The following is a 21789-nucleotide window of genomic DNA, read 5'->3' as shown; positions in this document are numbered from 1 at the left end:
CAGACGTTTCCCAAGTTCGCATAGGACGTTTCTCTCAGGCTGAATAGCTTAAATAAGAGTTCTCTCACCGAAGAGAAACTTCACTCACATCCCTATGTAATGACTTACGCCCATCTCAGACTCGCGTCCGCCATTTCCAATGTAACTTTAAATGACGAAACGTAGATTCCATGCCCCCCCGTTTAAATTCAGAACAAGCACATTCAAAAGGATATGAATATGCAAAAGCCCCCGACATGGGAGTTGACCGAAGCCGTCCACACGACAGCCGTCGCGCCGTTGCACATCCCGGTTGCCTCGGCGACCGGTGCCACCCTTCCGCCCAGTGGCATGTTTGGCCCGCACGATTTCGGCCCGCAAAACATCGTCATCATCAACTCGAACACGATCGACGCCACCAAAAAATCCTACGCCCAGGAATATCAATCCCGCGCCAGCCAGCTGGCTCAGACCCTCGAACATGAATTGGCCGCCACCCGACTTGAAGGCTCCACCCACCCGTTGCCACCGGCCGAAGCAATCATTCGGGAGCTGGGCGTTCGCAATACTCTGATACTCAGGAAGTCCGCCGAGCTGCATCAGAAAACGGCGTTGGCCAACCTGTTTTATGGCGGTGACCCGTTCAATCGAAGCCTGCTTGATTTCTACCGGAAAGCTTCGACGATGGAAGCGCGAGTCATGCCCGGCGGACTGGCCATGCAGGCCTGGACGGCTTCGTACAGAGCCGCCCACGACGCGAGGCTGCTTGCGCAATCGATCCAGATGCTCAACCAGCAGCATGTGAATGTGCTCAATTGGCTGGCCTCGGTGCAGGCCAGCGATCAGGCACGCATCGCTGCGCAACAGGAGGCGCAAAGGGCCGCTGCCGAACTGGCGCGCATCAATGAACAGGCACGACTCGCAGCACTGGCAGAAACTGCGCGTCGGCAAAAAGAGCAGCAGGAAATCCAAGCCCGTGAGCAGGCGCGCCTGGCTGCGCTGGCTGAAGCGCAACGGCTGGCAGCTGAACAGGCACAAATCGCCGCCCAAGCCGCCGCGCAGCAGATTGCTGCCGAGCATGCACGCCAGCAAGCGCAAGCCGATATCCAGCGCCGAAATGAAGAGCGCCTCCAGCTGGCTGAAAAAACCCGTCAGGAAAAACAGCAGAAGGCGTTGCGAAAAGCACAAAAAAGACAGCGCAAAAAGGCACGCAAGATCGCCAGGGAGCAGGCGCAACGGCAAGCCGAAAACGCCAAAACCGGACAACCTCCGTTCTTTGCCAATGCGGGTTCAATGGCCGCTTTGGGTCCCACCTTTACCGGCCCGCTCGGCGTTTTTGGCAACAACCTGGCCACGACTCTGGCGCTCAGGACATCGCTTCAAACCGCGGTGTCCCTTGCGCTGACCGCTATCTCCACCGCTGCCGCACCGCTGATCGTCGGGTTCGCGGCGTTGCTCGCCCCTTCAAGACTGGGGAACAGCGACCTGTATTCGGCCAGCGTTCCCTTGTCGGACCTCGCACCGGATCTGAACGCAGATCTTCAACACTTGGCGGCCGTCGGTGGAACAGTCGATCTGCCGGTCAGGCTGGGCTCGTCGACGATGGGCGACAAAGTCGAATTCGTCGTAGTCACGACGGACGGAGTGACAGTCCCCGCCCATGTTCCCGTGAGAGCCGCTCGCTTCGACGCCAGTAAAAACGTCTACGTTTCCACCGCCAGCGACACCAGCGGTCCCACGCTGACCTGGACGCCGTTGGTACAACCACAAGATACCTCGACCAACCTGCCGCTGGCCGATAACGATCCACCGGTCTACGACGGTGCTGAAGTTGTTCCAGACGAGGGACGAATCGATCCGTTTCCCGAGCTGGATCGGTATGGGTTTGGCGGGTTTATCACGGTCTTTCCGATTGAGTCCGGATTGCCGCCGTTGCTTGTAGTGTTCAGCAGTCCCTATGAGGGAGGCGTTGAAGGTGGCGAGCACAGTGGCCGCGCGTTTAACCCCGAGGAAACCGGTGGACCAATTCTTGACTTGGAGTGGTCCCCTGTAACTGCAACATTAGAAGGAGCAAGCACTGTGCGACTACACATCTCAAGATTTCCTGAATCGGCCGCCAATAAGGTAATGATTGATCGCCTGGAAAAAATCATCAGCGGAGAGCTTGAGATAACGGATACAGACAAGCGCTTCTACACTCATGAGTTGAGAGAGCTAGAAAGATTCAGAGCCTTGGGATATGGGGATAACGAACGACCTGATCCGAACTCTCCTGTGTGGAACAATGTTCACACAGCAACGCTGGAAGACTTCAAACTCAAAGACGATGCTTCGCTGCTGTACACACCTGAAGCGCTGGCCGCCGACGCAGAACAAGTGGAACTCGATACCAAAGGTTGTTGAAGGAGATGTGGAAATGAATACTGTCGAACAAATCGTAAAAAACGAGTCTCTTGATGACATCGTTGCAGTGTTCGCGTTGATCAAAGCAAATCCACATCTGGACAGGATGATCAGACTCTATAACCGTGACATCCTCAAAGAGTATGGCGCACTCGAAAACGCCTACTCCCGCCTCTTCGACGCCGGGGTACTTGCTCTCGGAGAGCACGGCCTGGCGATCAAAGGCCCGAACTGGTCCCCACCAAAATTCATGATCGAAAACAGATACACCTGATCGGCAAATCGGCCACCAGGCTCTCACCTGGTGGCCACTTCGGGTTACAACGAATACTTCTGCAGATTCCCCATCATTTCCTTCAGCGCCTCGATGTTGTCCTTCGGATGCGCCGCACCTTCGAAATCACAGATCTGCTGCCAGTGCGCCGCGACGTCTTCCGGGGAAAACCCGACGCGCGGATCGAAGCCGGCGCCCAGGCTGCGCTCCCAGCGCACCTTGCCCATCCAGCCGCCGCCGACTTCGAACAGGCCCGAGGTTTCCTGGCACTGTTCACTGGCCAGGTACACCACCAGCGGGCTGACCAGTTCAGGCTTGAGTTGTTCGAACACTTGCGGCGGAATCAGGCCTTCGGTCATGCGGGTGCCGCCGGTGGGAGCGATGGCGTTGACCAGGATGTTGTTCTTGCGACCTTCGATGGCCAGGGTGCGGGTCAGGCCGTAGAGGCCGAGTTTGGCCATGCCGTAGTTGGACTGGCCGAAATTGCCGTAGATGCCCGAGGTCGAGGCGGTGAAGATCACCCTGCCGTAGTTCTGCTCGCGCAGATGGGGCCAGGCGGCGCGGGTCACTTTATAGGCGCCTTCGACGTGGACGCGATAGACCAGATCCCAGTCGGCGTCTTCCATTTTATGGAAGGTCTTGTCGCGCAGGATCCCGGCGTTGTTGACCACGACATCGACGCGACCGAACACGTCGAGGGCGTTCTGTACCAGTTTGTCGCCGTCGGTAACCGAATCGTGGTTGGCTTCGGCGATGCCGCCGGCCTCGCGGATTTCCGCCACCACGCGGTCGGCGGCCGAAGCGTTGGCGCCTTCGCCCTGAGTCGAGCCGCCGAGGTCGTTGACCAGCACTTTGGCGCCCTGTTTGGCGAACAGCAAAGCGTGAGCGCGTCCCAGGCCACCACCGGCTCCGGTGACGATCACGACTTTATCTTCGAAACGCACAGACTCATTCATCGGGGCAACTCCAGCAGACCTGAGGGACAGTGTCCCTGAGTGTCAGGCACAGAGCGTGCGGTCACAACGAACACGGCTGGGGCTGAATGGTGCGCGATAAGGCTGAAGGATGATGAAAACGTGCCGAGGCGCCAAGCGCGTTCGGCACGAACTCAGGAACACGCTACCTTGCGCGGAGGCAGCACGAAGTGATCGCGAAATTCGAGGTAGTGCCTGAGCACCTGCACCGGCGCTTCTATTTGCGGGTAGTGACCGATGCCAGGCAACTGCACCGTGTCGGCGTCAGGGATCAGCTCGCGATACCGTTCAACCATGTGCGCCCCGGAAATCGGATCGACTTCGCCATCGATCACCCGCAACGGCACCTCGCCACGCTGCATTGCCGCGACCCAGCGATCACGCTGAACCCGTCGTTCGGGAATGTAGTGAATCAGCTTGTGCATGACCCGTTGCCCGCGATTGCATTCGATCAGGCTCCAGAAATCATCCATCTCGCTTTCACTGGGCCGAGTGTCCGGGCCGAAAATCTGCTGGAAACTCTTCACCAGCGCATCGCGGGTGAATGCCCGGCCGATCATCCAGCCCAAAGGGCTTAGCAGCAGCTTTTGCGCCAGCAGCGGCCGATGGGTTTCCGGGAACAGACCACCGTTGAGGAATACGCAACTGGCGACCTCGATCCGATCTTCGTAATGCCGGGCCAGCAGTTCCTGGGCAACACTGTCGCCGTAGTCATGGGCCAGAATGTGCACCGGTTGTTCGACCTGCAGATGCGCCAGCAAGGCCTGTTGCAGATCGGCCTGCTCCAGCAGGCTGTAGGTGTGATTCAGCGGTTTGGCCGAGTCGCCAAAGCCGAGCATGTCGCAGGCAATCACCCGGTAGCGCTGGGACAGCGGCTGCCACAGGTAATGCCAGTCCCAGCTGGCCGTCGGAAAGCCGTGGATCAGCAGCAGCGGATCGCCCTGCCCGGCCGTCCAGTAGCGGATCGGCTGACTACGGAAGACAAACGTCTGGCTGCGCTTGCGCCAGACACTCAGAGGGATCTCGGCGAGAGGCATTAGAGTCTGTACCCCGGGTCTTGTTTATCGAGTTTGCGCAGCAGCGCCGGCCAGGCCAGCGCGCCTCCCATGCCTTGAGCACTTTTGGTGACGCCGGCAATCATTGCCTTGGCCCCTGCCAGAATCTGCGGTTCGATGGCGATCAGTTCGGCCCCGCCGGTCTGCGCCATGACCTGAATGTCGCAGGCACGCTGGAAGGTGAACATCATCAGAAACGTGTCGGCGATGGTGCCGCCACAGGTCAGCAAACCGTGGTTGTGCAGCATCAGGAAATTGTTGTCACCCAGGTCCGCCTGCAACCGCGCTTTCTCTTCATGGTTGAGGGCCACCCCTTCATAGGCGTGAAAGGCCAGGCTCGACAGTACGAACAGCGATTGCTGACTGATCGGCAACACGCCCTGCTTCTGCGCCGACACCGCGACACCCGAAGCGGTGTGGGTGTGCAGCACGCAGGCCACGTCGTGCCGCACTTCGTGCACGGCGCTGTGGATCGTGTAGCCGGCGGGATTGATCTCGTAGGGGCTGTCCATGAGTTTGTTGCCGGCCTGGTCGACCTTCACCAGACTGGACGCGGTGATCTCATGGAACATCAGGCCGAACGGGTTGATCAGGAAATCTTCGGTGCCGGGCACCTTGGCGGAAATGTGGGTGAAGATCAGATCGTCCCAGCCATGCAGCGCGACCAGACGATAACAGGCGGCCAGATCGACCCGGGTCTGCCATTCCGCGGCACTGACCTGATCTTTGACATTCACGGATGAAGGGACGGGGGCTACGCTCACTGTATGCACCTCTGCGTTCTTATTGTTTTTGCGTATGTCAGCAGTCTAGTCAGCCCCGGATGATCGCGTAGTTGCATTGGCAGCCAGCTTGATGACTGAGCGAGTCAGCGACGCAAACCGCTTGGATCCACGTCAAAGCAACGACGCCAACAAAGGCGCGGCGAACAGATTGAGCAGTCCCGTCAGCACCATCACCAACCCCGCCACCGAACCTTCTTCGCCGCCCACTTCATGGGCCCGGCTGACCCCGGCACCGTGCGCACCGACGCCGAACAATGCACCGCGCGCCAGGGCGCTGCGCAACGGCAGCCACTTGAGCAGCACACCACCGAGCATCGCGCCGAACACACCGGTGAACATCACGAACACCGCTGTCAGCTCAGGCACGCCACCCAGGTCCTGCGCCAGCGGCATGGCGAACGGCGTAGTGATCGAACGCGGCACCAGTGACAGCGTCACCGAACTGTCCAGCGCCAGCGCTTTCGCGAGGCCGAACGAGGTGGCGATGGACGCCGCACTGCCGGCCAGCATGCCCAGCAGCAACGCTGACCAATGCCGCACCAGCAAACGCCGCTGTTGCCAGATCGGCACCGCAAACGCCACGGTGACCGGGCCCAGTACCAGCATCAGCCAATGGGTGTTGCTCGAATATTCGGCGTAAGCGGTGTGCAGCGGCACGGCAAGCGCCAGCAGCAACGCGGGGACCAAAATCAGTGGCGACAGCACGTAACGCCCGGTCCGGCGATACAGCCAGCGACTGAACAGGTAGGCCAGCAACGTGAACGCCAGCCAGAACATCGGCATCAGTTCAAGCTTCATGAGACCGCCTCAGGCGCACGGCCAGTTCCACGGTGAACGCGGTCACCAGCATCACCATCAATGTGCTGGCCGCGATCACCAACAAGATCCGCCAACCGTCATCACGCAGCAATGTGCCGTAATCCAGCAGGCTCATCAGTGCCGGAATGAAGAACAGCAGCATCTCGGCCATCAACAGGCCGGCGCCCATTTGCAGCGCCGCCGGTTTGATCCAGCCGAACGCAAAACCCAGCAGCAATAGCGCCATGCCGATCACGCCGCCGGGAATCGGCCAGGCCAGCCACGCTGCGATCTGGCAGCCGAGCAGGTAAAAAGCGAGCAGCACGGCCAGTTCGGCCAGCAGGCGAGAGAGGTATTTAACGGTCGAGGCTTTCATCGGTGGGCTCCTTTCGGGTGCCTATTTTACGAAGCCGCCTGCCATCTCCGAAGCGAATTGTTAGACTCAAAGCCATTCCAATCTGGAATCGGGCCATGGAATTCAAACAGCTCAAAAGCTTTGTCGAAGTCATTCATCAAGGCGGCTTCACCCAAGCCGCGAAGACCCTGCACATCAGTCAGTCCGCCGTGAGCAAGCAGATCGCCCAGCTCGAACAGAGTCTCGGCACCCCGCTTCTCGAACGGCTCGGCTCGCAGATACGCCTGACCGCCGCCGGCAGTGTGGTGTTGCATCGGGCCGAAGGCATGCTGCGCTTGCGCAATGAATTGCTCAGCGAACTGGATGACCTCAGCCAACTGGCACGGGGCGAGTTACGTCTCGGGTTGCCATTGCTGGGCAGCGATGCATTGTTTGCCGGGTTGTTCGCCGAGTACCGTCGGCGTTACCCGAACATCAATGTGCAATTGCTTGAAGGCGGCAGCCGTAATATCGAACAGGCCGTGCTCAGCGGGGAGTTGGAGTTGGGTGGCAGCCTGCTGCCGAAAGATCCGCAGTTCGACTTCCAGCCGTTCTGTGATGAACCGCTGGATGCGCTGCTTCCGGTGGATCACCCGCTGGCGACAAAAGGCGAAATCGGTCTGGAGGAACTGGCCGATACGCCGTTCCTTTTGTATCAGCGCAGTTTCGTGCTCAACGATCGTTTGCTTCAGGCGTGCCAGCAAATGGGCTTCACGCCGAAAGAAGGCGGGCGCAGTGGTCAGGCGGATTTTCTCGCGGCGCTGGTCGCCGCCGGGCAAGGCGTGGTGTTGCTGCCCAGCGTGGTGGCGCGCGGTCTGGTGCGGCCAGGCGTGGTGCGCCTGACCTTGAACGCGCCGGATTACCTGCGCTGGGACATCGCGTTCATCTGGCGCCGGGGCGCCTATCTGTCAAAGGCAGCGCAGGCCTGGCTGGCGCTGCTGCGTGAACGCGGGATCAGCCCTTGAGCGTGGCGATCAACTGTTGCAGCCAAGGCTCGGCGTCGGTTTCCGGGGTAACGCTTTCGCTGGCGTCGATGCGCAGCATGTCCTGCACCTCGCGTACGCCCAGTTCGCCGAACAACTCGCGCAGTTGTTCGCCGCCGCCGCAGAAAGTGTCGCCGTAGCTGGCGTCACCCAAGGCGATTACCGCACCGGGCAAGCCCCGCCAGGCCGCCGGTAACTGATCGCGAATGGCTGAATACAATGGTTGCAGGTTATCCGGAAGCTCACCCATGCCGGTGGTCGAGGTCACGCCCAGCAGGGCTTCAGGGCCAAAAGCCTGGAGATCGGCAAGGCTGGCGCGCGAGTTGTAGAAGGTTTCAAAACCGGCGGCGTTCAACAGGCTCTGAGCGTGGCGAGCGACTTCTTCGGCCGTGCCGTACACCGAGCCGGAGAGGATGGCGACTTTCATCAATCTGATCCTGAAACTGAAAAAAAGAGCGCCGATAGTAACAGCCGGCGACGTCATGTTGCGATTGGCTCTCGATAAGCGCTGATGGCCAGTAGACAGCGCCGGGCGATCTTCTAGAATGCCTGCGGTCGATAACCTTGAAAGGATTCACAGATGATCAATGCCAGTCTCATGCAAATGGTGATCAACGCGTCGAACGATGGAATCGTGGTGGCCGAACGGGAGGGTAAGGACGACAACATCCTGATTTACGTGAACCCGGCCTTCGAACGCCTGACCGGCTACACCAGCGAAGAAATCCTTTATCAGGATTGCCGTTTCCTGCAGTCGGGCGATCGCGATCAGGAGAACCTGGCCCTGATCCGCAATGCTCTGCGCAACAACGGCTCGTGCCGGGAAATTCTGCGTAACTACCGCAAGGACGGCACGCCGTTCTGGAACGAGCTGTCTCTTTCAACGGTTAAAAATGTGGACGACGGGCAGACCTACTTCGTCGGCGTGCAAAAGGACGTCACCGTTCAGGTCAAGGCTCAGCAGCGGGTTGCGCAACTGGAAGCCCAGGTGGCGGCACTGGAAGCAGAACTTGCAGCCTTGAAAGCGACGAACGGCGCAAACAAAACTGCGAACTAAGTGTCAGTAACTACAATCACCAATGACTTTGTAATTATTCATTTCGAGTTAACCATGCAGCGCGACGCCCTCCTCACTCAGGATGAGCTGGATTTCATCCAGACCATGCAACACAACCCGCAACTCAATGTGCGGGATGCGACGTCGAGCCTGCTGGTCAATGGTGGTTCGCAGATCCGTGACCTGCTCACGCGTCTGGCGGCCCATGAGCAAGTCACCATCCAGGCCAACTTCGAAAATCAGCAGATGACGTTCCCGCTGCATCTGGTGGAAGACGAATTTCACGCCCTGCACCTGCGCCTGGGTGTACCGAGCATCTATGAAGACGGGCCGATGGTGCGTCCATGGCGCCTGACCCTGGAAGAGCCAGTGGCACTGGAAAATGCCAAGGGCCAGCCAGGTACGCTGTGGGTGCACGAGGTTTCGCACAAGGGTGTGCTCTTGGAAGTGCGCAACAAGACCAAACCGCCGAAGCATTTTGCCTTGTGGTTCAGCCCCTCGGGCTACGAGCGGATCGCCCTGCGCGGGACGTTCGAGCGGGAAACCGAAAGCGGCTTTTACGCTTACGAGCTGAGCCAGAGCGATGCCGACGAAACCGAGCGTCTGCGCCAGTTCATTCTGCAACAGCATCGTCTGACCCACCCTGCCCTGCACACCTGATACTCAGGTATCCAGCGTCCCCGCCAGAAACTGATTCATGCGCTGGCGCATGGTCGAACCTTCATTGCCCAGACAGCCGACCGATGATCCCGCCAGGCTGTCCTGGGCCAGATCGGCCGCATCGCCCGCCAGCAGCAACTGACAATCCAGACTCAGCGCCAACCGGTTCAGCCGCCGTGGAAGTTCGGCAGTCGGTGCGTGATTGGAAAACAGCACCAGGGCTTGAGGTTTGATCTTTTCGCACACCAGCGTCAGCTCATCGAACGGCTGACCGGTCGTGAGCACACGAACGCCCGCGTCATTGCCACTGAGGAACAGCGCCGCCACCAGCAATTCGAGCTCGCGACATTGACCGGCCAGCGCGCTGACAATCACCTTGCGCGGCTGCGAGCCACGCAGCACGACAATGCGCTGCAGCACCTTGGCTCTCAGAAAACCATCGAAGAACAACCACTCACTGGTTTGCCCGAATGCATCCTGACGCTGCAGCATTTGCAGCCACAGCGGCATCAGGATGTCCTGAAACACCACGGGCAAAGCATAGGAAGAGAAAATCTGACCGTAGACCCGATCAAGCAACTGATCGTCGAAAGAGCTGACCGCCTGCTGAACCTGCTCCTGCCACTGGATATAGTCCGCATGCACCAGGTCATCGGGAATCAGATGAGCCAGCACCTTCATCGGCTCGGTCTTGGCCAGGATCTTGCCCACCTTGCTCACGGCAACACCCCGGTCGATCCAGTCGACGATGCTGCGAACACGCTCGATATCGGTCATCGAATACAGGCGATGCCCACTCTCGGTGCGCGTTGGCTGGATCAATCCGTATCGCCGCTCCCATGCGCGCAACGTCACCGGGTTCACCCCGGTCAGGCGCGCCACTTCACGTATAGGGAAAAGATCCTCGCGCTCCAGCGCAACAGATTCCTGCGAAGCAGGGCGAACGTCTGTGATCACAGGCATTGGTGCGGACACGTCCTTGTTGGCAAAGTTGGATCCATTCTACTCCTGATGCCCCATGAAGGTTCAAGCGATCAAATGGAACGAAAGTCTCGGGTTCGTCACGGAAATAAGGAATAATCCTTGCTTGTCAAAAACGCAGCCCTCTACCCCGGCGCTGCGTCAGGCGAAGTTCTTACCCGGAGCGACGCACATGCAATACGGAGATACACAATGTCTACTTCCCCCGTCACGCTGATGGTCGCGCGTCGTGTCGCCAATGGCCGTTATCAGGATCTGATCGCCTGGTTGCGAGAAGGCGAACAACTGGCCACCGACTTCCCCGGTTATCTCGGCTCCGGCGTACTGGCTCCGCCTCCCGGCGACGATGAATTCCAGATCATTTTCCGCTTCGTCGACGAACAGACCCTGCACGCCTGGGAACATTCGGCATCGCGCACTGCATGGTTGGCCCGCGGCAGCGATCTGTTCGCCCACCCGACCGAACATCGGGTCAGCGGGATCGAAGGCTGGTTCGGAGCCGCCGGGCATCGCCCGCCGCGCTGGAAACAGGCCGTGGCGATCTGGCTCGCGTTCTTCCCGGTGTCGCTGCTGTTCAATTTCGTGCTGGGCCCGCTGCTCGCTGAAATGAGCCTGTTGCCGAGAGTCTTCATCAGCACGCTGTGCCTGACCCCGTTGATGGTCTATTTCTTCATTCCGCTGTCGACCCGCCTGCTGGCCGGCTGGCTCAACCCGGCGCCTGCACGCCCGCTGCCTGCCGCACCCTCCACGCAAAATCGCTGAAGCTGCCGCTCGCGTCGCTGTTATAGTTTTTGCTCTGACTTCGACGCGAGCCGTACATGACTTCTCCCACAGCTCCCATCCTCATCACCGGCGCCGGCCAGCGGGTCGGCCTGCATTGTGCGCAGCGTCTGCTGGAAGACGGCCATCGGGTCATCTTCACTTACCGCAGTGAACGGCCGGGTGTGAAGACCTTGCGGGATCTGGGCGCCCTAGGGTTGCACGCGGACTTTTCCAGCGAAGCTTCGATCCTCGCCTTCATCACCGAGCTGAAGTCACACACCGACAGCCTGCGCGCGATCGTGCACAACGCCTCGGAGTGGCTGGCGGAAACCGGTGACGGCGAAGCCGAAGCCTTCAGCCGGATGTTCAACATCCACATGCTGGCGCCGTACCTGATCAACCTGCATTGCGCGGAACTGCTGCAACGTTCGAGCCCTGCCGACATCATCCACATCAGCGATGACGTCACCCGCAAGGGCAGCAGCAAACACATCGGCTATTGCGCCAGCAAGGCCGGGCTCGACAGTCTCACGTTGTCCTTCGCTGCGCGCTACGCGCCGTCAATCAAGGTCAACGGCATTGCGCCGGCCCTGCTATTGTTCAATCCCGACGACGACGCGGCGTACCGTGCCAAGGCGCTGGCCAAGTCCGCGCTGGGCATCGAACCCGGCAGCGAAGTGATTTATCAGAGCGTGCGTTATCTGCTCGACAACCCGTATGTCACCGGCACGACCCTGACCGTCAACGGCGGGCGGCACGTCAAGTAATACGCCCCTGCGAGGATGCTCCATGACCCGTTCCCTGCCCGAGAATTACCGCGAGATCCTGATCGGTCTCGGTGAAAACCCTGACCGCGAAGGGCTGCTCGACACGCCGGTGCGGGCGGCCAAGGCCATGCAGTATCTGTGTCACGGCTACGAACAGAGCGTCGACGAGATCGTCAATGGCGCGCTGTTTGCCTCCGACAGCGACGAGATGATCATCGTCGCCGACATCGAGCTCTATTCGTTGTGCGAACATCACCTGCTGCCCTTCATCGGCAAGGCCCATGTGGCTTATATTCCGACGGGCAAGGTGCTGGGGCTGTCGAAGATCGCGCGGCTGGTGGATATGTTCGCCCGCCGCCTGCAGATCCAGGAAAACCTCACCCGCCAGATCGCCGAGGCGGTCCGGCAAGTCACCGATGCTGCCGGTGTCGCGGTGGTCATCGAAGCCCGGCACATGTGCATGATGATGCGCGGTGTCGAGAAACAGAATTCGACCATGAACACCTCGGTCATGCTCGGCGCCTTCCGCGAGTCGAGCAACACCCGTCAGGAGTTCCTGCAATTGATTGGACGGAGCAAGTAAATGCCACAACTTCAACCGGGAATGGCGCGCATCCGGGTCAAGGATCTGCGCCTGCGCACCTTTATCGGGATCAACGAGGACGAAATCCTCAACAAGCAGGATGTGCTGATCAACCTGACCATCCTGTACGCCGCACAGGAAGCGGTGCGTGACAACGACATCGACCACGCGCTGAACTACCGCACCATCACCAAGGCGATCATCGCCCACGTGGAGGGCAACCGTTTTGCCCTGCTCGAACGCCTGACCCAGGAGCTGCTGGATCTGGTAATGGCCAACGAATCGGTGCTGTACGCCGAAGTCGAAGTCGACAAGCCGCATGCCTTGCGATTTGCCGAGTCGGTGTCGATCACGCTCGCCGCCAGCCGCTGAACGTGTCTGGCGCTCCGGGCGTCAGACTTTTATCATCCGCGCCACGATTTGACTGCACAGAGCCCATCATGACCGAGCAACAACGCCTCGAACTCGAAGCCGCCGCCTTCCGCCGACTGGTTGCCCACCTGGACAGCCGCAAGGACGTGCAGAACATCGACCTGATGAACCTTGCCGGGTTCTGCCGCAACTGCCTGTCCAAGTGGTACAAGGCCGAGGCCGACGAGCGCCGGATCGAGGTCAGCCTCGACGATGCCCGTGAAGTGGTTTACGGCATGCCGTACGCCGAGTGGAAAGCCCAATATCAGCAAGAAGCCAGCGCCGAACAGCAAGCGGCGTTCGCCAAAGGAAAACCCCATGAGTGATCTGAACACCCTGCGCGCCAGCCTCAAGAGCGGCGAACACGTTTTTGCCGACACGCTGGCCTTCATCGCCGCCGGTTACGACTACCAGCCGCAGGCGTTCAACAACGGCGGCGTGGAAAACGCCGCCGGGCAGAACGAAGGTTCGTGCAAGACTCTGGGTCTGGCGTTGCTGGAAGGCTTGAGCGATGAAGAAGCGCTGCTGGCGTTCGGCGAGCACTACCGTTCGGTCGTGGCAACACCTGAAGGCAGCGATCACGGCAATATCCGTGCGCTGATCCAGCACGGTCTGGCGGGCGTGAAGTTCACCACCCAACCCCTGACCCGCCGCTAATTCTTCGCGTCAGATCGTTCCCACGCTCCGCGTGGGAATGCAGCCGGGGACGCTCCGCGTCCCAAGGACGCAGAGCGTCCAGATGAGGCATTCCCACGCAGAGCGTGGGAACGATCACCGTCGTGGTGGCTGTGAATAACGGGCATGAAAAAACCGGCCAATTGGCCGGTTTTTTCATGCCTGCGATCTTAGAACGAAGCGTTCTGCAAACCGTCCAGGTAACGCTCGGTGTCCAGTGCCGCCATGCAGCCGGCGCCGGCCGAGGTGATGGCCTGACGGTAAACGTGGTCGGCCACGTCACCGGCAGCGAAGATGCCTTCGACGCTGGTCGCAGTGGCGTTACCTTCACGGCCGCCCTGAACGACCAAGTAGCCGTCTTTCAATTCCAGCTGACCTTCGAACAGCGAGGTGTTCGGAGTGTGGCCAATCGCGATGAACACGCCGTCGACCTTGATTTCGTCGAAGCTGCCATCGTTGTTCTTCAGACGCGCACCGGTCACGCCCATGTTGTCACCCAGCACTTCGTCCAGGGTCGCGTTCAGCTTCAGCTCGATCTTGCCTTCGGCCACGCGGGCGTTGAGCTTGTCGATCAGGATCTTCTCGGCGCGGAAGGTTTCGCGACGGTGGATCAGGGTGACCTTGCTGGCGATGTTCGCCAGGTAAAGCGCTTCTTCCACAGCAGTGTTGCCGCCACCGACCACGGCCACCGGCTTGTTGCGATAGAAGAAACCGTCGCAGGTCGCGCAGGCCGAAACGCCTTTGCCCATGAACGCTTCTTCCGACGGCAGGCCCAGATAACGGGCGCTGGCGCCGGTGGCGATGATCAGCGCGTCGCAGGTGTAGGTGCCGCTGTCGCCGGTCAGGCTGTATGGCTTGGAAGCAAAGTCCACGGCGTTGATGTGATCGAAGACGATCTCGGTTTCAAAACGCTCGGCGTGCTCGCGCATGCGCTCCATCAGCACCGGGCCGGTCAGACCATGGACGTCGCCCGGCCAGTTGTCGACTTCGGTGGTGGTGGTCAGTTGACCGCCGGCCTGCATGCCGGTGATCAGCAGCGGCTTGAGGTTGGCGCGGGCAGCGTAGACGGCAGCGCTGTAACCGGCAGGGCCGGAACCGAGGATGATCACTCGCGAATGACGGACTTCAGACATGAACCTGCTCCTGTTGACCGGCCAAGTCACCTGGCCGGACGCCGGACTGCCGGCGGGAATAAAAAAGGACTGTGGATAACCTTGGGGAAGGCGTGAGCTCGACAGTCCTGTAAAAAGTTGGGTGCAGCGTATCGAGGGGGGCAAGATTAAGGAAATACGGTTTAACAATCCAGCTCATAGGTGGTCTCTATGCCGACACACTGACGAGATGGACGTCTTTGTTACAGTGAATGTCGATCCCGCCGCCGCGCTTTCACAGGTTCTGCAAAGTCGGTAAGGTCGGCGCGTTTTCCCTTGCTCGGAGCACCTTATGCCCGCCCCTGTTCTGTCCGGCCCGCAATACCTGCGCGAAGGCCTCAAACTGGTCTTGAGCCCGGGCTTGCGCCTGTTCGTGCTGCTGCCGCTGGCCATCAACCTGGTGCTGTTCGTCGGATTGATCTATCTGGCCGGCCACCAGTTCAGCCTGTGGGTCGACACGCTGATGCCGTCGCTGCCCGAATGGCTGAGCTTTCTCAGTTACATCCTGTGGCCACTGTTCGTGGTATTGGTGGCATTGATGGTGTTCTTCACCTTCACCATGCTGGCCAACGTGATCGCCGCACCGTTCAACGGTTTCCTCGCGGAAAAGGTTGAAGTGGTGGTGCGCGGCACCGACGACTTTCCGGCCTTCAGTTGGAGCGAACTGATCGCCATGATCCCGCGCACCCTGGCCCGGGAAATGCGCAAGCTCGGTTACTTCCTGCCCCGGGCGATCGGCCTGTTCATCCTCTCGTTCATCCCGGTGGTGAACATCGTCGCCGCGCCGCTGTGGCTGCTGTTCGGGGTGTGGATGATGGCGATCCAGTACATCGACTACCCGGCGGACAACCACAAGCTGGGCTGGAACGAAATGCTCGCCTGGTTGCGCCAGAAGCGCTGGCAGAGCATGAGCTTTGGCGGGATCGTCTATCTGGTGTTGCTGATTCCGGTGGTGAACATCCTGATGATGCCGGCCGCGGTGGCTGGCGCGACACTGTTCTGGGTGCGTGAGCGCGGGGCCGAGAATCTGGTGACGCAACGCTGAAGTCGCGTCACAAATCCATCATCCGAACGTCACAACCACGACATGGCCTCAGCCGACACTGAGGCCATGACGACAGCTCTACATATCACCCTCATCAGCGAAACCTTCCCACCAGAAATCAACGGCGTGGCCAATACCCTTGGCCGTTTGTGCGACGGTTTGCGCGCACGCGGGCATCGGGTGGAACTGGTGCGACCGCGTCAGGCTGACGACCCGCAGCGCACTGAAGACGACTCGTTGCTGCTGTGCCGGGGCTGGCCGTTGCCGGGTTATCCGGGGTTGCAATGGGGTCAGTCGTCGATGCACAAACTGTTGCGGCGCTGGACCCGCCAGCGCCCGGATGTGCTCTATATCGCCACCGAAGGTCCGCTCGGGCTGTCGGCATTGCGCGCGGCACGGCGTCTGGGGATTGCCGTGGTCAGCGGCTTTCACACCAACTTCCAGCAATACACCCACCAGTACGGGCTGGGATTGCTGACCCGTTTGCTCACCCATTACCTGCGCTGGTTTCACAACCGTTCGGCGCTAACGCTGGTGCCGAGCGTCAGCCAGCGCCTGGAACTGGAGCGTCGGCACTTCGAACGCCTGGCGCTGCTGTCGCGGGGTGTCGACAGTCAGTTGTTTCACCCGGCCAAACGCCTGAATGCCTTGCGTGAGCAATGGGGTCTCGGCGAGCAGGACATTGCGGTCATTCACGTAGGACGCCTGGCGCCGGAGAAGAACCTCGGCCTGCTCAAGCGCAGCTTCGAGAAACTGGCCAGCACTTATCCACAGCTAAAGTTGAAGCTGATCGTGGTCGGCGACGGGCCGCAACGAATGGCACTGGAAAATGAACTGCCCGAGGCAATTTTCTGCGGCTCGCAACGGGGCGAAGCGCTGGCGGCGCACTATGCCTCGGGGGATGTGTTTCTGTTTCCGAGCCTGACCGAAACCTTCGGCAACGTCGTGCTGGAAGCGCTGGCCTCGGGCCTCGGGGTGGTGGCTTACGATCAGGCTGCGGCGGCCCAGCATATTCGCCATGGCTACAACGGCGTGCTGGCGATGCCCGGGGATGAAGAGGCGTTCTGCGAGGCAGCGGCGTGGCTGCTGGAAGAAAACGAAAGGTTGCGCTGCGTGCGCCTGAACGCGCGCCAACACGCCAGCCGTCAGGGCTGGGCAGCCATCGTCGAACAATTTGAAAACCATTTGCTGGGGGCTTGCCGCGACCTGCGCGACAAGCCGCCCACGTCGATCAAACCAGCGTCATCAACGCCTCACGGCTGAACGGCAGAATGTCTTGCTCGCGGCCTTCGCGCACTTTCTGCGCCCAGTCCGGATCGACCAGCAGCGCACGCCCCACCGCCACCAGATCGAATTCGTCGTTGTTCAGACGCTCCAGCAGTTTTTCCAGACTGGCCGGTTGCGCGACTTTGTCAGTGTTGACCATGAACTGCAGGAACTCACCATCGAGGCCGACGCTACCGACGGTGATGGTCGGTTTGCCGGTCAGTTTGCGTGTCCAGCCAGCCAGGTTCAGGTCGGAACCGTCGAACTCCGGCTCCCAGAAACGCCGCGTCGAGCAGTGGAAAATGTCCACGCCGGCGTCGGACAACGGCTTGAGGAACTCGCCCAGGGCTTCGGCGGTTTGCACCAGACGCGCGGTGTAGTCCTGCTGTTTCCACTGCGAGAAACGGAAGATGATCGGGAAGCCTTCGCCAACAGCCGCGCGTACGGCCTGGATCAGCTCGATGGCGAAACGTGAACGGTTGGCCAGGCTGCCACCGTATTCGTCAGTGCGCTGGTTGCTGCCTTCCCAGAAGAACTGGTCGATCAGGTAACCGTGGGCGCCGTGGATTTCCACGCCGTCCATGCCGATGCTTTGGGCATCTTTGGCGGCTTGAGCGAACGCGGCGATTACATCCTGGATGTCCTGTTTGGTCATGCCGTGCACCACGACCTGACCGTCCTTGAGTTTTTCCGACGGGCCGTAACCCGGCACGCTCGCATCCGGCTCGGTGCCCAGACGGCGCACATTGCCGACGTGCCACAGCTGCGGAACGATCTTGCCGCCTTCGGCGTGTACCGCGTCGACGACTTTTTTCCAGCCGGCCAACGCCGCTTCACCGTAGAAGTGCGGCACGTTCGGATAACCGTTGGAAGCCTGGTGGCCGACGGTGGTGCCTTCGGTGATGATCAGGCCGACACCGGCCGCTGCGCGGCGACGGTAGTATTCGATCACTTTGGAATTGGGTACGCCGCCCGGGGAAAACGAACGGGTCATCGGCGCCATGACCACGCGGGTCGGCAGTTCGAAGGCACCGAGCTGGAACGGTTTGAACAGGGCTTGCACGGACATGGGAGGCTCCACGAAAAATTGATCGACGGACATGCGATTCATATGACGGCGATAATATGCGGAGTTCCAACGGTGTGATAGCACTATTGATCTGAATGATTAAGGGTCAAAAGGCAGGCGAAAAAAATCGCAGCTCGAGGGCTGCGATTTTGGTGCTTCAGCTAAGGGCTTTTTCAATCGCGGTAATCACCGAAGGATCATCCGGCGCCGTGCGTGGCGAGAACCGGGCCAATACCCGGCCGTCCTTTCCAAGCAGGAATTTCTCGAAATTCCAGGTGATGTCACCGGGAAACTCCGCGCCCTCGCCCGCCAGCAGACGGTACAGCTGATGACGGTCGTGGCCATTGACTTCGAGCTTTTTCGATAACGGAAAACTCACGCCATAGTTGAGGCTGCAGAATTCCTGGATCTCCTGCTCACTGCCCGGTTCCTGGCCGGCAAACTGGTTGCACGGCAGGCCCAGCACACTGAAGCCTTTGCCTTTGTATTGCTGATAAAGGTTTTCCAGCGCCGCGTACTGTGGGGTCAAGCCGCATTTGGAGGCGACGTTGACCACCAGCACGACTTGGCCCTTGAAGGGTGCCAGCGGTAGCTCCTGACCATCCAGGGCTGTCAACTTAAGGTCGTGAAAAGCACTCATGACGAACTCCAGATTCCCGTGTTCTACTCGAAACAGCCACTTGGCGAGGCCACCAAGGACAGCCGCGGACTAAAAAGGCGCCCTCGGGCGCCTCTCCAGTACTCGAAAGCTTAGCGCAGAAATCAGTGGTGATGGCCACCTTCGCCATGGACGTGACCATGAGCGATTTCTTCCTGGCTGGCGTCACGGATGGCAACGACCTTCACTTTGAAGTTCAGGCGCTGACCGGCCAGCGGATGGTTGCCGTCGACAGTGACGTCGTCGCCGTCCAGGTCACGAATGGTGACGATCTGCATCTGGCCGTCCGGCGCCGAAGCGTGGAACTGCATGCCGACTTCCAGCTCGTCAACGCCTTCGAACATGCTGCGGCTCAGGGTGCTGACCAGTTCAGCGGCGTATTCGCCGTAGGCATCTTCCGGCTCGACGGAAACTTCCAGATCGTTGCCGACTTCTTTACCTTCCAGGGCTTTTTCCAGGCCCGGGATGATGTTGCCTGCGCCATGCAGGTAGACCAGCGGAGCGCCGCCGGCGGAGCTGTCGATGACCTCACCAGCGTCGTTGGTCAGGGTATAGTCGATGGAGACAGCCTTATTGGCGGCGATCAGCATGGGGCGAGACCTTTTGCATAAGAATGAAGAACGGACAAGTCTAAACAAGGATTTGCCCGAAAGCGAACAGAACCCGGACAGACGGGATCGATTGGCGCCCGTGACCGTCACCGGATTCCATCAGGACGAGGACGGCCACTGGGTCGCCGAGCTGTCCTGCGGCCACACCCAGCACCTGCGCCACCTGCCGCCGTGGCAGTCCCGGGCCTGGGTCCTGGACGCCGCGCAACGTATTGAAAAAATAGGCCAACCCTTTGCTTGCGGTTGGTGCGCACAAGGCTCGGTTAGCGATAACCTTGGCGACTGAATTGCGGCAGATCGGCACACAGAGACGATCGCCATTGCCATGCACCCTTAGAGAATCCGCATGCAAACTTTTTTTATCGCGCCCACCGACTTTGGTGTGGGTCTGACCTCCATCAGCCTCGGGCTGGTGCGTACGCTGGAACGGGCCGGGCTGAAAGTCGGCTTCTTCAAACCGATTGCCCAGCCGCATCCGGGCGACACCGGCCCTGAGCGCTCCACCGAGCTGGTGGCCCGCACCCACGGCCTGAAACCGCCGCAGCCACTGGGCCTGGCCCATGTCGAGCGGATGCTCGGCGACGGTCAGCTCGACGAATTGCTTGAAGAAATCATCACCCTCTACCAGCAGGCCGCCATCGGCAAAGACGTGCTGGTCGTCGAAGGCATGGTACCGACCCGCAGCGCCAGCTACGCCGCGCGGGTCAACCTGCACCTGGCCAAGAGCCTGGATGCCGAGGTGATTCTGGTCTCGGCCCCGGAAAACGAAGTGCTGACCGAGCTGTCAGGCCGAGTCGAGTTGCAGGCGCAGTTGTTCGGCGGGCCGAAAGACCCGAAAGTCCTCGGCGTGATCCTCAACAAGGTCAAGACCGACGAAAGCATGGACGCCTTCGCCGCGCGACTGAAAGAGCATTCGCCCTTGCTGCGCACCGGTGATTTCCGTCTGCTCGGCTGCATTCCGTTCCAGCCCGAACTCAACGCCCCGCGCACCCGCGATGTGGCCGATCTGATGGGCGCCCAGGTGCTCAACGCCGGCGACTACGAAACCCGGCGCATGACCAAGACCATCATTTGCGCGCGCACCATGCGCAACACCGTCGATCTGCTCAAGCCCGGCGTGCTGGTGGTGACCCCCGGCGATCGCGACGACATCATCCTCGCGGTCAGCCTCGCAGCCATCAACGGTGTGCCGCTGGCCGGCCTGCTGCTGACCAGCGACACCCTGCCCGACCCACGCATCATGGACTTGTGCCGTGGCGCGTTGCAGGCTGGCTTGCCGGTGCTGTCGGTGAGCACCGGCTCCTACGACACGGCCAACCTGCTCAACGGCCTGAACAAGGAAATCCCCGTCGATGACCGCGAACGTGCGGAGATCATCACCGATTTCGTCGCCAGCCATCTGGATGCCAACTGGCTGCACCAGCGCTGCGGTACGCCACGGGAAATGCGCCTGTCGCCGGCGGTGTTCCGCTATCAATTGATTCAACGCGCCCAGGCCGCCAACAAACGCATCGTCCTGCCCGAAGGCAGCGAACCGCTCACCGTGCAAGCGGCGGCGATCTGTCAGGAACGCGGGATTGCCCGTTGCGTGCTGCTGGCCAAACCGGTGGACGTCGAAGCCGTCGCCCGTGCCCAGGGCATCACGCTGCCGCCGGGGCTGGAAATCCTCGATCCGGATCTGATCCGCGAGCGCTACGTCGAACCGATGGTCGCCCTGCGCAAGAGCAAAAGCCTCAATGCGCCAATGGCCGAGCAACAACTGGAAGACACCGTGGTGATCGGCACCATGATGCTGGCGCTGGATGAGGTCGACGGACTGGTCTCCGGCATCATCAACACCACCGCCAACACCATTCGCCCGGCGCTTCAACTGATCAAGACCGCGCCGGGCTGCACGCTGGTGTCGTCGGTGTTCTTCATGCTGTTCCCCGAGGAGGTGCTGGTCTACGGCGACTGCGTGATGAATCCGCACCCGAGCGCCAGCGAACTGGCCGAAATCGCCCTGCAAAGCGCCGACTCGGCCGCCGCGTTCGGCATCACCCCGCGCGTGGCGATGATCAGCTACTCCAGCGGCGAATCGGCCACCGGCGAGGAAGTCGAAAAGGTCCGCGAAGCCACCCTGCTCGCCCACGAACAACAGCACTCTTTGCTGATCGACGGCCCGTTGCAGTACGACGCCGCCGCCAACGAATCCGTGGCCCGGCAACTGGCACCGAACAGCCAGGTGGCCGGTCGCGCCACGGTGTTCGTGTTCCCCGACCTGAACACCGGCAACACCACCCACAAAGCCGTGCAGCGCAGTGCCGATTGCGTCAGCCTCGGCCCGATGCTGCAAGGCCTGCGCAAACCGGTGAACGATCTGCCGCGCGGCGCGCAGGTCGACGACATCGTCTACACCATCGCCCTGACCGCGATTCAGGCTGCCAACCGACCTCTGGATATCTGACC

General features: G+C 60.5%; 26 protein-coding genes. 15 read left to right on the top strand and 11 right to left on the bottom strand.

Features of this window, described 5'->3' with window-relative positions; genetic code table 11:
* Window positions 1–219: 219 nt before the first annotated feature.
* Window positions 220–2382, top strand: a complete 2163-nt coding sequence (locus CAF77_RS12820; RefSeq protein ID WP_085654640.1) for an S-type pyocin domain-containing protein — start codon at window positions 220–222, stop codon at window positions 2380–2382.
* A 13-nt stretch (window positions 2383–2395) separates the two neighbouring features.
* Window positions 2396–2656 carry a hypothetical protein gene (locus CAF77_RS12815; protein ID WP_064382500.1) on the top strand — a complete coding sequence of 87 codons (261 nt, stop codon included), beginning with the start codon at window positions 2396–2398 and terminating at the stop codon, window positions 2654–2656.
* Window positions 2657–2700: 44 nt separating this feature from the next.
* On the opposite strand, the gene CAF77_RS12810 is transcribed toward CAF77_RS12815, so the two are convergent.
* From CAF77_RS12810 to CAF77_RS12790, 5 genes are all read right to left on the bottom strand, one after another.
* On the bottom strand, window positions 2701–3612 hold the full coding sequence (locus CAF77_RS12810; protein ID WP_011332507.1) for an SDR family oxidoreductase: 912 nt from the start codon (window positions 3610–3612) through the stop codon (window positions 2701–2703).
* Window positions 3613–3764: 152 nt separating this feature from the next.
* Entirely contained in the window at window positions 3765–4667 is a 903-nt protein-coding gene (locus CAF77_RS12805; RefSeq protein WP_085654638.1) for an alpha/beta fold hydrolase, read from the bottom strand.
* Window positions 4667–5449, bottom strand: a complete 783-nt coding sequence (locus CAF77_RS12800) for a class II aldolase/adducin family protein (RefSeq protein WP_039769359.1) — start codon at window positions 5447–5449, stop codon at window positions 4667–4669. Before CAF77_RS12800 ends, CAF77_RS12805 begins: the two co-directional genes overlap by 1 nt.
* Before the next feature lie 132 nt (window positions 5450–5581).
* The gene (locus tag CAF77_RS12795) at window positions 5582–6268 is read right to left on the bottom strand and encodes an LrgB family protein (protein ID WP_007957226.1); all 687 of its coding nucleotides are present in this window, start codon (window positions 6266–6268) and stop codon (window positions 5582–5584) included.
* Window positions 6258–6644, bottom strand: a complete 387-nt coding sequence (locus CAF77_RS12790; protein WP_085654636.1) for a CidA/LrgA family protein — start codon at window positions 6642–6644, stop codon at window positions 6258–6260. The genes CAF77_RS12795 and CAF77_RS12790 overlap by 11 nt, the downstream gene beginning before the upstream one ends.
* Window positions 6645–6739: 95 nt before the next feature.
* On the opposite strand from CAF77_RS12790, the gene CAF77_RS12785 reads away from it, so the two are divergent.
* Window positions 6740–7627, top strand: a complete 888-nt coding sequence (locus CAF77_RS12785; RefSeq protein WP_085654634.1) for a LysR family transcriptional regulator — start codon at window positions 6740–6742, stop codon at window positions 7625–7627.
* Here CAF77_RS12785 and CAF77_RS12780 read toward each other — a convergent pair.
* The gene (locus CAF77_RS12780; RefSeq protein ID WP_064382505.1) at window positions 7617–8072 is read right to left on the bottom strand and encodes a flavodoxin; all 456 of its coding nucleotides are present in this window, start codon (window positions 8070–8072) and stop codon (window positions 7617–7619) included. The genes CAF77_RS12785 and CAF77_RS12780 overlap by 11 nt on opposite strands.
* Before the next feature lie 153 nt (window positions 8073–8225).
* Here CAF77_RS12780 and CAF77_RS12775 point away from each other — a divergent pair, with 153 nt between their 5' ends.
* Together CAF77_RS12775 and CAF77_RS12770 are read left to right on the top strand one after the other, a co-directional pair.
* Complete coding sequence (locus CAF77_RS12775; protein ID WP_064382506.1) at window positions 8226–8702, top strand: PAS domain-containing protein; 477 nt, start codon at window positions 8226–8228, stop codon at window positions 8700–8702.
* Window positions 8703–8756: 54 nt separating this feature from the next.
* Window positions 8757–9362: a hypothetical protein gene (locus CAF77_RS12770; protein WP_039769347.1), complete on the top strand. Its 606-nt coding sequence runs from the start codon at window positions 8757–8759 to the stop codon at window positions 9360–9362.
* A 3-nt stretch (window positions 9363–9365) separates the two neighbouring features.
* On the opposite strand, the gene CAF77_RS12765 is transcribed toward CAF77_RS12770, so the two are convergent.
* Entirely contained in the window at window positions 9366–10325 is a 960-nt protein-coding gene (locus CAF77_RS12765; protein ID WP_064382507.1) for a MerR family transcriptional regulator, read from the bottom strand.
* A gap of 210 nt (window positions 10326–10535) precedes the next feature.
* Here CAF77_RS12765 and CAF77_RS12760 point away from each other — a divergent pair, with 210 nt between their 5' ends.
* The 6 genes from CAF77_RS12760 (at window position 10536) to CAF77_RS12735 (ending at window position 13523) form a co-directional block, all read left to right on the top strand.
* Entirely contained in the window at window positions 10536–11105 is a 570-nt protein-coding gene (locus CAF77_RS12760) for an antibiotic biosynthesis monooxygenase (RefSeq protein ID WP_011332499.1), read from the top strand.
* A gap of 56 nt (window positions 11106–11161) precedes the next feature.
* Window positions 11162–11872, top strand: a complete 711-nt coding sequence (gene folM, locus CAF77_RS12755; RefSeq protein WP_064382508.1) for a dihydromonapterin reductase — start codon at window positions 11162–11164, stop codon at window positions 11870–11872.
* Between the two features lie 22 nt (window positions 11873–11894).
* On the top strand, window positions 11895–12455 hold the full coding sequence (gene folE, locus CAF77_RS12750) for a GTP cyclohydrolase I FolE (protein WP_064382509.1): 561 nt from the start codon (window positions 11895–11897) through the stop codon (window positions 12453–12455).
* Window positions 12456–12827: a dihydroneopterin triphosphate 2'-epimerase gene (gene folX / locus CAF77_RS12745; RefSeq protein ID WP_007957207.1), complete on the top strand. Its 372-nt coding sequence runs from the start codon at window positions 12456–12458 to the stop codon at window positions 12825–12827.
* A 68-nt stretch (window positions 12828–12895) separates the two neighbouring features.
* Window positions 12896–13192, top strand: coding sequence for a DUF1244 domain-containing protein (locus CAF77_RS12740; RefSeq protein WP_064382510.1), 297 nt, complete (start codon window positions 12896–12898; stop codon window positions 13190–13192).
* Window positions 13185–13523, top strand: coding sequence for a HopJ type III effector protein (locus CAF77_RS12735; RefSeq protein WP_064382511.1), 339 nt, complete (start codon window positions 13185–13187; stop codon window positions 13521–13523). Before CAF77_RS12740 ends, CAF77_RS12735 begins: the two co-directional genes overlap by 8 nt.
* Before the next feature lie 188 nt (window positions 13524–13711).
* On the opposite strand, the gene trxB is transcribed toward CAF77_RS12735, so the two are convergent.
* Entirely contained in the window at window positions 13712–14674 is a 963-nt protein-coding gene (gene trxB, locus CAF77_RS12725) for a thioredoxin-disulfide reductase (RefSeq protein WP_039769336.1), read from the bottom strand.
* A gap of 310 nt (window positions 14675–14984) precedes the next feature.
* Between trxB and cysZ the strand changes: the two genes are divergently transcribed.
* Together cysZ and CAF77_RS12715 are read left to right on the top strand one after the other, a co-directional pair.
* On the top strand, window positions 14985–15737 hold the full coding sequence (gene cysZ, locus CAF77_RS12720) for a sulfate transporter CysZ (protein ID WP_064382512.1): 753 nt from the start codon (window positions 14985–14987) through the stop codon (window positions 15735–15737).
* Between the two features lie 42 nt (window positions 15738–15779).
* Complete coding sequence (locus tag CAF77_RS12715; protein ID WP_064382513.1) at window positions 15780–17000, top strand: glycosyltransferase family 1 protein; 1221 nt, start codon at window positions 15780–15782, stop codon at window positions 16998–17000.
* Here CAF77_RS12715 and CAF77_RS12710 read toward each other — a convergent pair.
* From CAF77_RS12710 to CAF77_RS12700, 3 genes are all read right to left on the bottom strand, one after another.
* Complete coding sequence (locus tag CAF77_RS12710) at window positions 16969–18072, bottom strand: NADH:flavin oxidoreductase (protein ID WP_064382514.1); 1104 nt, start codon at window positions 18070–18072, stop codon at window positions 16969–16971. The two genes, CAF77_RS12715 and CAF77_RS12710, sit on opposite strands and share 32 nt — an antisense overlap.
* Before the next feature lie 157 nt (window positions 18073–18229).
* On the bottom strand, window positions 18230–18712 hold the full coding sequence (locus CAF77_RS12705) for a glutathione peroxidase (RefSeq protein WP_007959082.1): 483 nt from the start codon (window positions 18710–18712) through the stop codon (window positions 18230–18232).
* Window positions 18713–18834: 122 nt separating this feature from the next.
* A complete protein-coding gene (locus CAF77_RS12700; protein WP_011332490.1) occupies window positions 18835–19320 on the bottom strand; it encodes a peptidylprolyl isomerase in 486 nt (161 codons plus the stop codon).
* Between CAF77_RS12700 and CAF77_RS12695 the strand changes: the two genes are divergently transcribed.
* Complete coding sequence (locus tag CAF77_RS12695) at window positions 19289–19627, top strand: DUF3565 domain-containing protein (RefSeq protein WP_170928952.1); 339 nt, start codon at window positions 19289–19291, stop codon at window positions 19625–19627. The genes CAF77_RS12700 and CAF77_RS12695 overlap by 32 nt on opposite strands.
* A 60-nt stretch (window positions 19628–19687) precedes the next feature.
* Entirely contained in the window at window positions 19688–21787 is a 2100-nt protein-coding gene (pta, locus tag CAF77_RS12690; protein WP_064382516.1) for a phosphate acetyltransferase, read from the top strand.
* Window positions 21788–21789: the final 2 nt, after the last annotated feature.

This window comes from Pseudomonas sp. R15(2017), assembly GCF_002112685.1.
Lineage (GTDB): Bacteria > Pseudomonadota > Gammaproteobacteria > Pseudomonadales > Pseudomonadaceae > Aquipseudomonas > Aquipseudomonas glycinae.
Note: the sequence above shows the minus strand (reverse complement) of the source record. Positions and strands in the feature narration are given on the sequence as shown.

Bases quoted from the DNA above. Each gene is read 5' to 3' on its own strand.
- CAF77_RS12820 (WP_085654640.1), top strand. From the start codon at position 220: ATGCAAAAGCCCCCGACATGGGAGTTGACCGAAGCCGTCCACACGACA.
- CAF77_RS12815 (WP_064382500.1), top strand. From the start codon at position 2,396: ATGAATACTGTCGAACAAATCGTAAAAAACGAGTCTCTTGATGACATC.
- CAF77_RS12810 (WP_011332507.1), bottom strand. From the start codon at position 3,612: ATGAATGAGTCTGTGCGTTTCGAAGATAAAGTCGTGATCGTCACCGGA.
- CAF77_RS12805 (WP_085654638.1), bottom strand. From the start codon at position 4,667: ATGCCTCTCGCCGAGATCCCTCTGAGTGTCTGGCGCAAGCGCAGCCAG.
- CAF77_RS12795 (WP_007957226.1), bottom strand. From the start codon at position 6,268: ATGAAGCTTGAACTGATGCCGATGTTCTGGCTGGCGTTCACGTTGCTG.
- CAF77_RS12790 (WP_085654636.1), bottom strand. From the start codon at position 6,644: ATGAAAGCCTCGACCGTTAAATACCTCTCTCGCCTGCTGGCCGAACTG.
- CAF77_RS12785 (WP_085654634.1), top strand. From the start codon at position 6,740: ATGGAATTCAAACAGCTCAAAAGCTTTGTCGAAGTCATTCATCAAGGC.
- CAF77_RS12780 (WP_064382505.1), bottom strand. From the start codon at position 8,072: ATGAAAGTCGCCATCCTCTCCGGCTCGGTGTACGGCACGGCCGAAGAA.
- CAF77_RS12775 (WP_064382506.1), top strand. From the start codon at position 8,226: ATGATCAATGCCAGTCTCATGCAAATGGTGATCAACGCGTCGAACGAT.
- CAF77_RS12770 (WP_039769347.1), top strand. From the start codon at position 8,757: ATGCAGCGCGACGCCCTCCTCACTCAGGATGAGCTGGATTTCATCCAG.
- CAF77_RS12765 (WP_064382507.1), bottom strand. From the start codon at position 10,325: ATGCCTGTGATCACAGACGTTCGCCCTGCTTCGCAGGAATCTGTTGCG.
- CAF77_RS12760 (WP_011332499.1), top strand. From the start codon at position 10,536: ATGTCTACTTCCCCCGTCACGCTGATGGTCGCGCGTCGTGTCGCCAAT.
- folM (WP_064382508.1), top strand. From the start codon at position 11,162: ATGACTTCTCCCACAGCTCCCATCCTCATCACCGGCGCCGGCCAGCGG.
- folE (WP_064382509.1), top strand. From the start codon at position 11,895: ATGACCCGTTCCCTGCCCGAGAATTACCGCGAGATCCTGATCGGTCTC.
- folX (WP_007957207.1), top strand. From the start codon at position 12,456: ATGCCACAACTTCAACCGGGAATGGCGCGCATCCGGGTCAAGGATCTG.
- CAF77_RS12740 (WP_064382510.1), top strand. From the start codon at position 12,896: ATGACCGAGCAACAACGCCTCGAACTCGAAGCCGCCGCCTTCCGCCGA.
- CAF77_RS12735 (WP_064382511.1), top strand. From the start codon at position 13,185: ATGAGTGATCTGAACACCCTGCGCGCCAGCCTCAAGAGCGGCGAACAC.
- trxB (WP_039769336.1), bottom strand. From the start codon at position 14,674: ATGTCTGAAGTCCGTCATTCGCGAGTGATCATCCTCGGTTCCGGCCCT.
- cysZ (WP_064382512.1), top strand. From the start codon at position 14,985: ATGCCCGCCCCTGTTCTGTCCGGCCCGCAATACCTGCGCGAAGGCCTC.
- CAF77_RS12715 (WP_064382513.1), top strand. From the start codon at position 15,780: ATGGCCTCAGCCGACACTGAGGCCATGACGACAGCTCTACATATCACC.
- CAF77_RS12710 (WP_064382514.1), bottom strand. From the start codon at position 18,072: ATGTCCGTGCAAGCCCTGTTCAAACCGTTCCAGCTCGGTGCCTTCGAA.
- CAF77_RS12705 (WP_007959082.1), bottom strand. From the start codon at position 18,712: ATGAGTGCTTTTCACGACCTTAAGTTGACAGCCCTGGATGGTCAGGAG.
- CAF77_RS12695 (WP_170928952.1), top strand. From the start codon at position 19,289: ATGGAGACAGCCTTATTGGCGGCGATCAGCATGGGGCGAGACCTTTTG.
- CAF77_RS12700 (WP_011332490.1), bottom strand. From the start codon at position 19,320: ATGCTGATCGCCGCCAATAAGGCTGTCTCCATCGACTATACCCTGACC.
- pta (WP_064382516.1), top strand. From the start codon at position 19,688: ATGCAAACTTTTTTTATCGCGCCCACCGACTTTGGTGTGGGTCTGACC.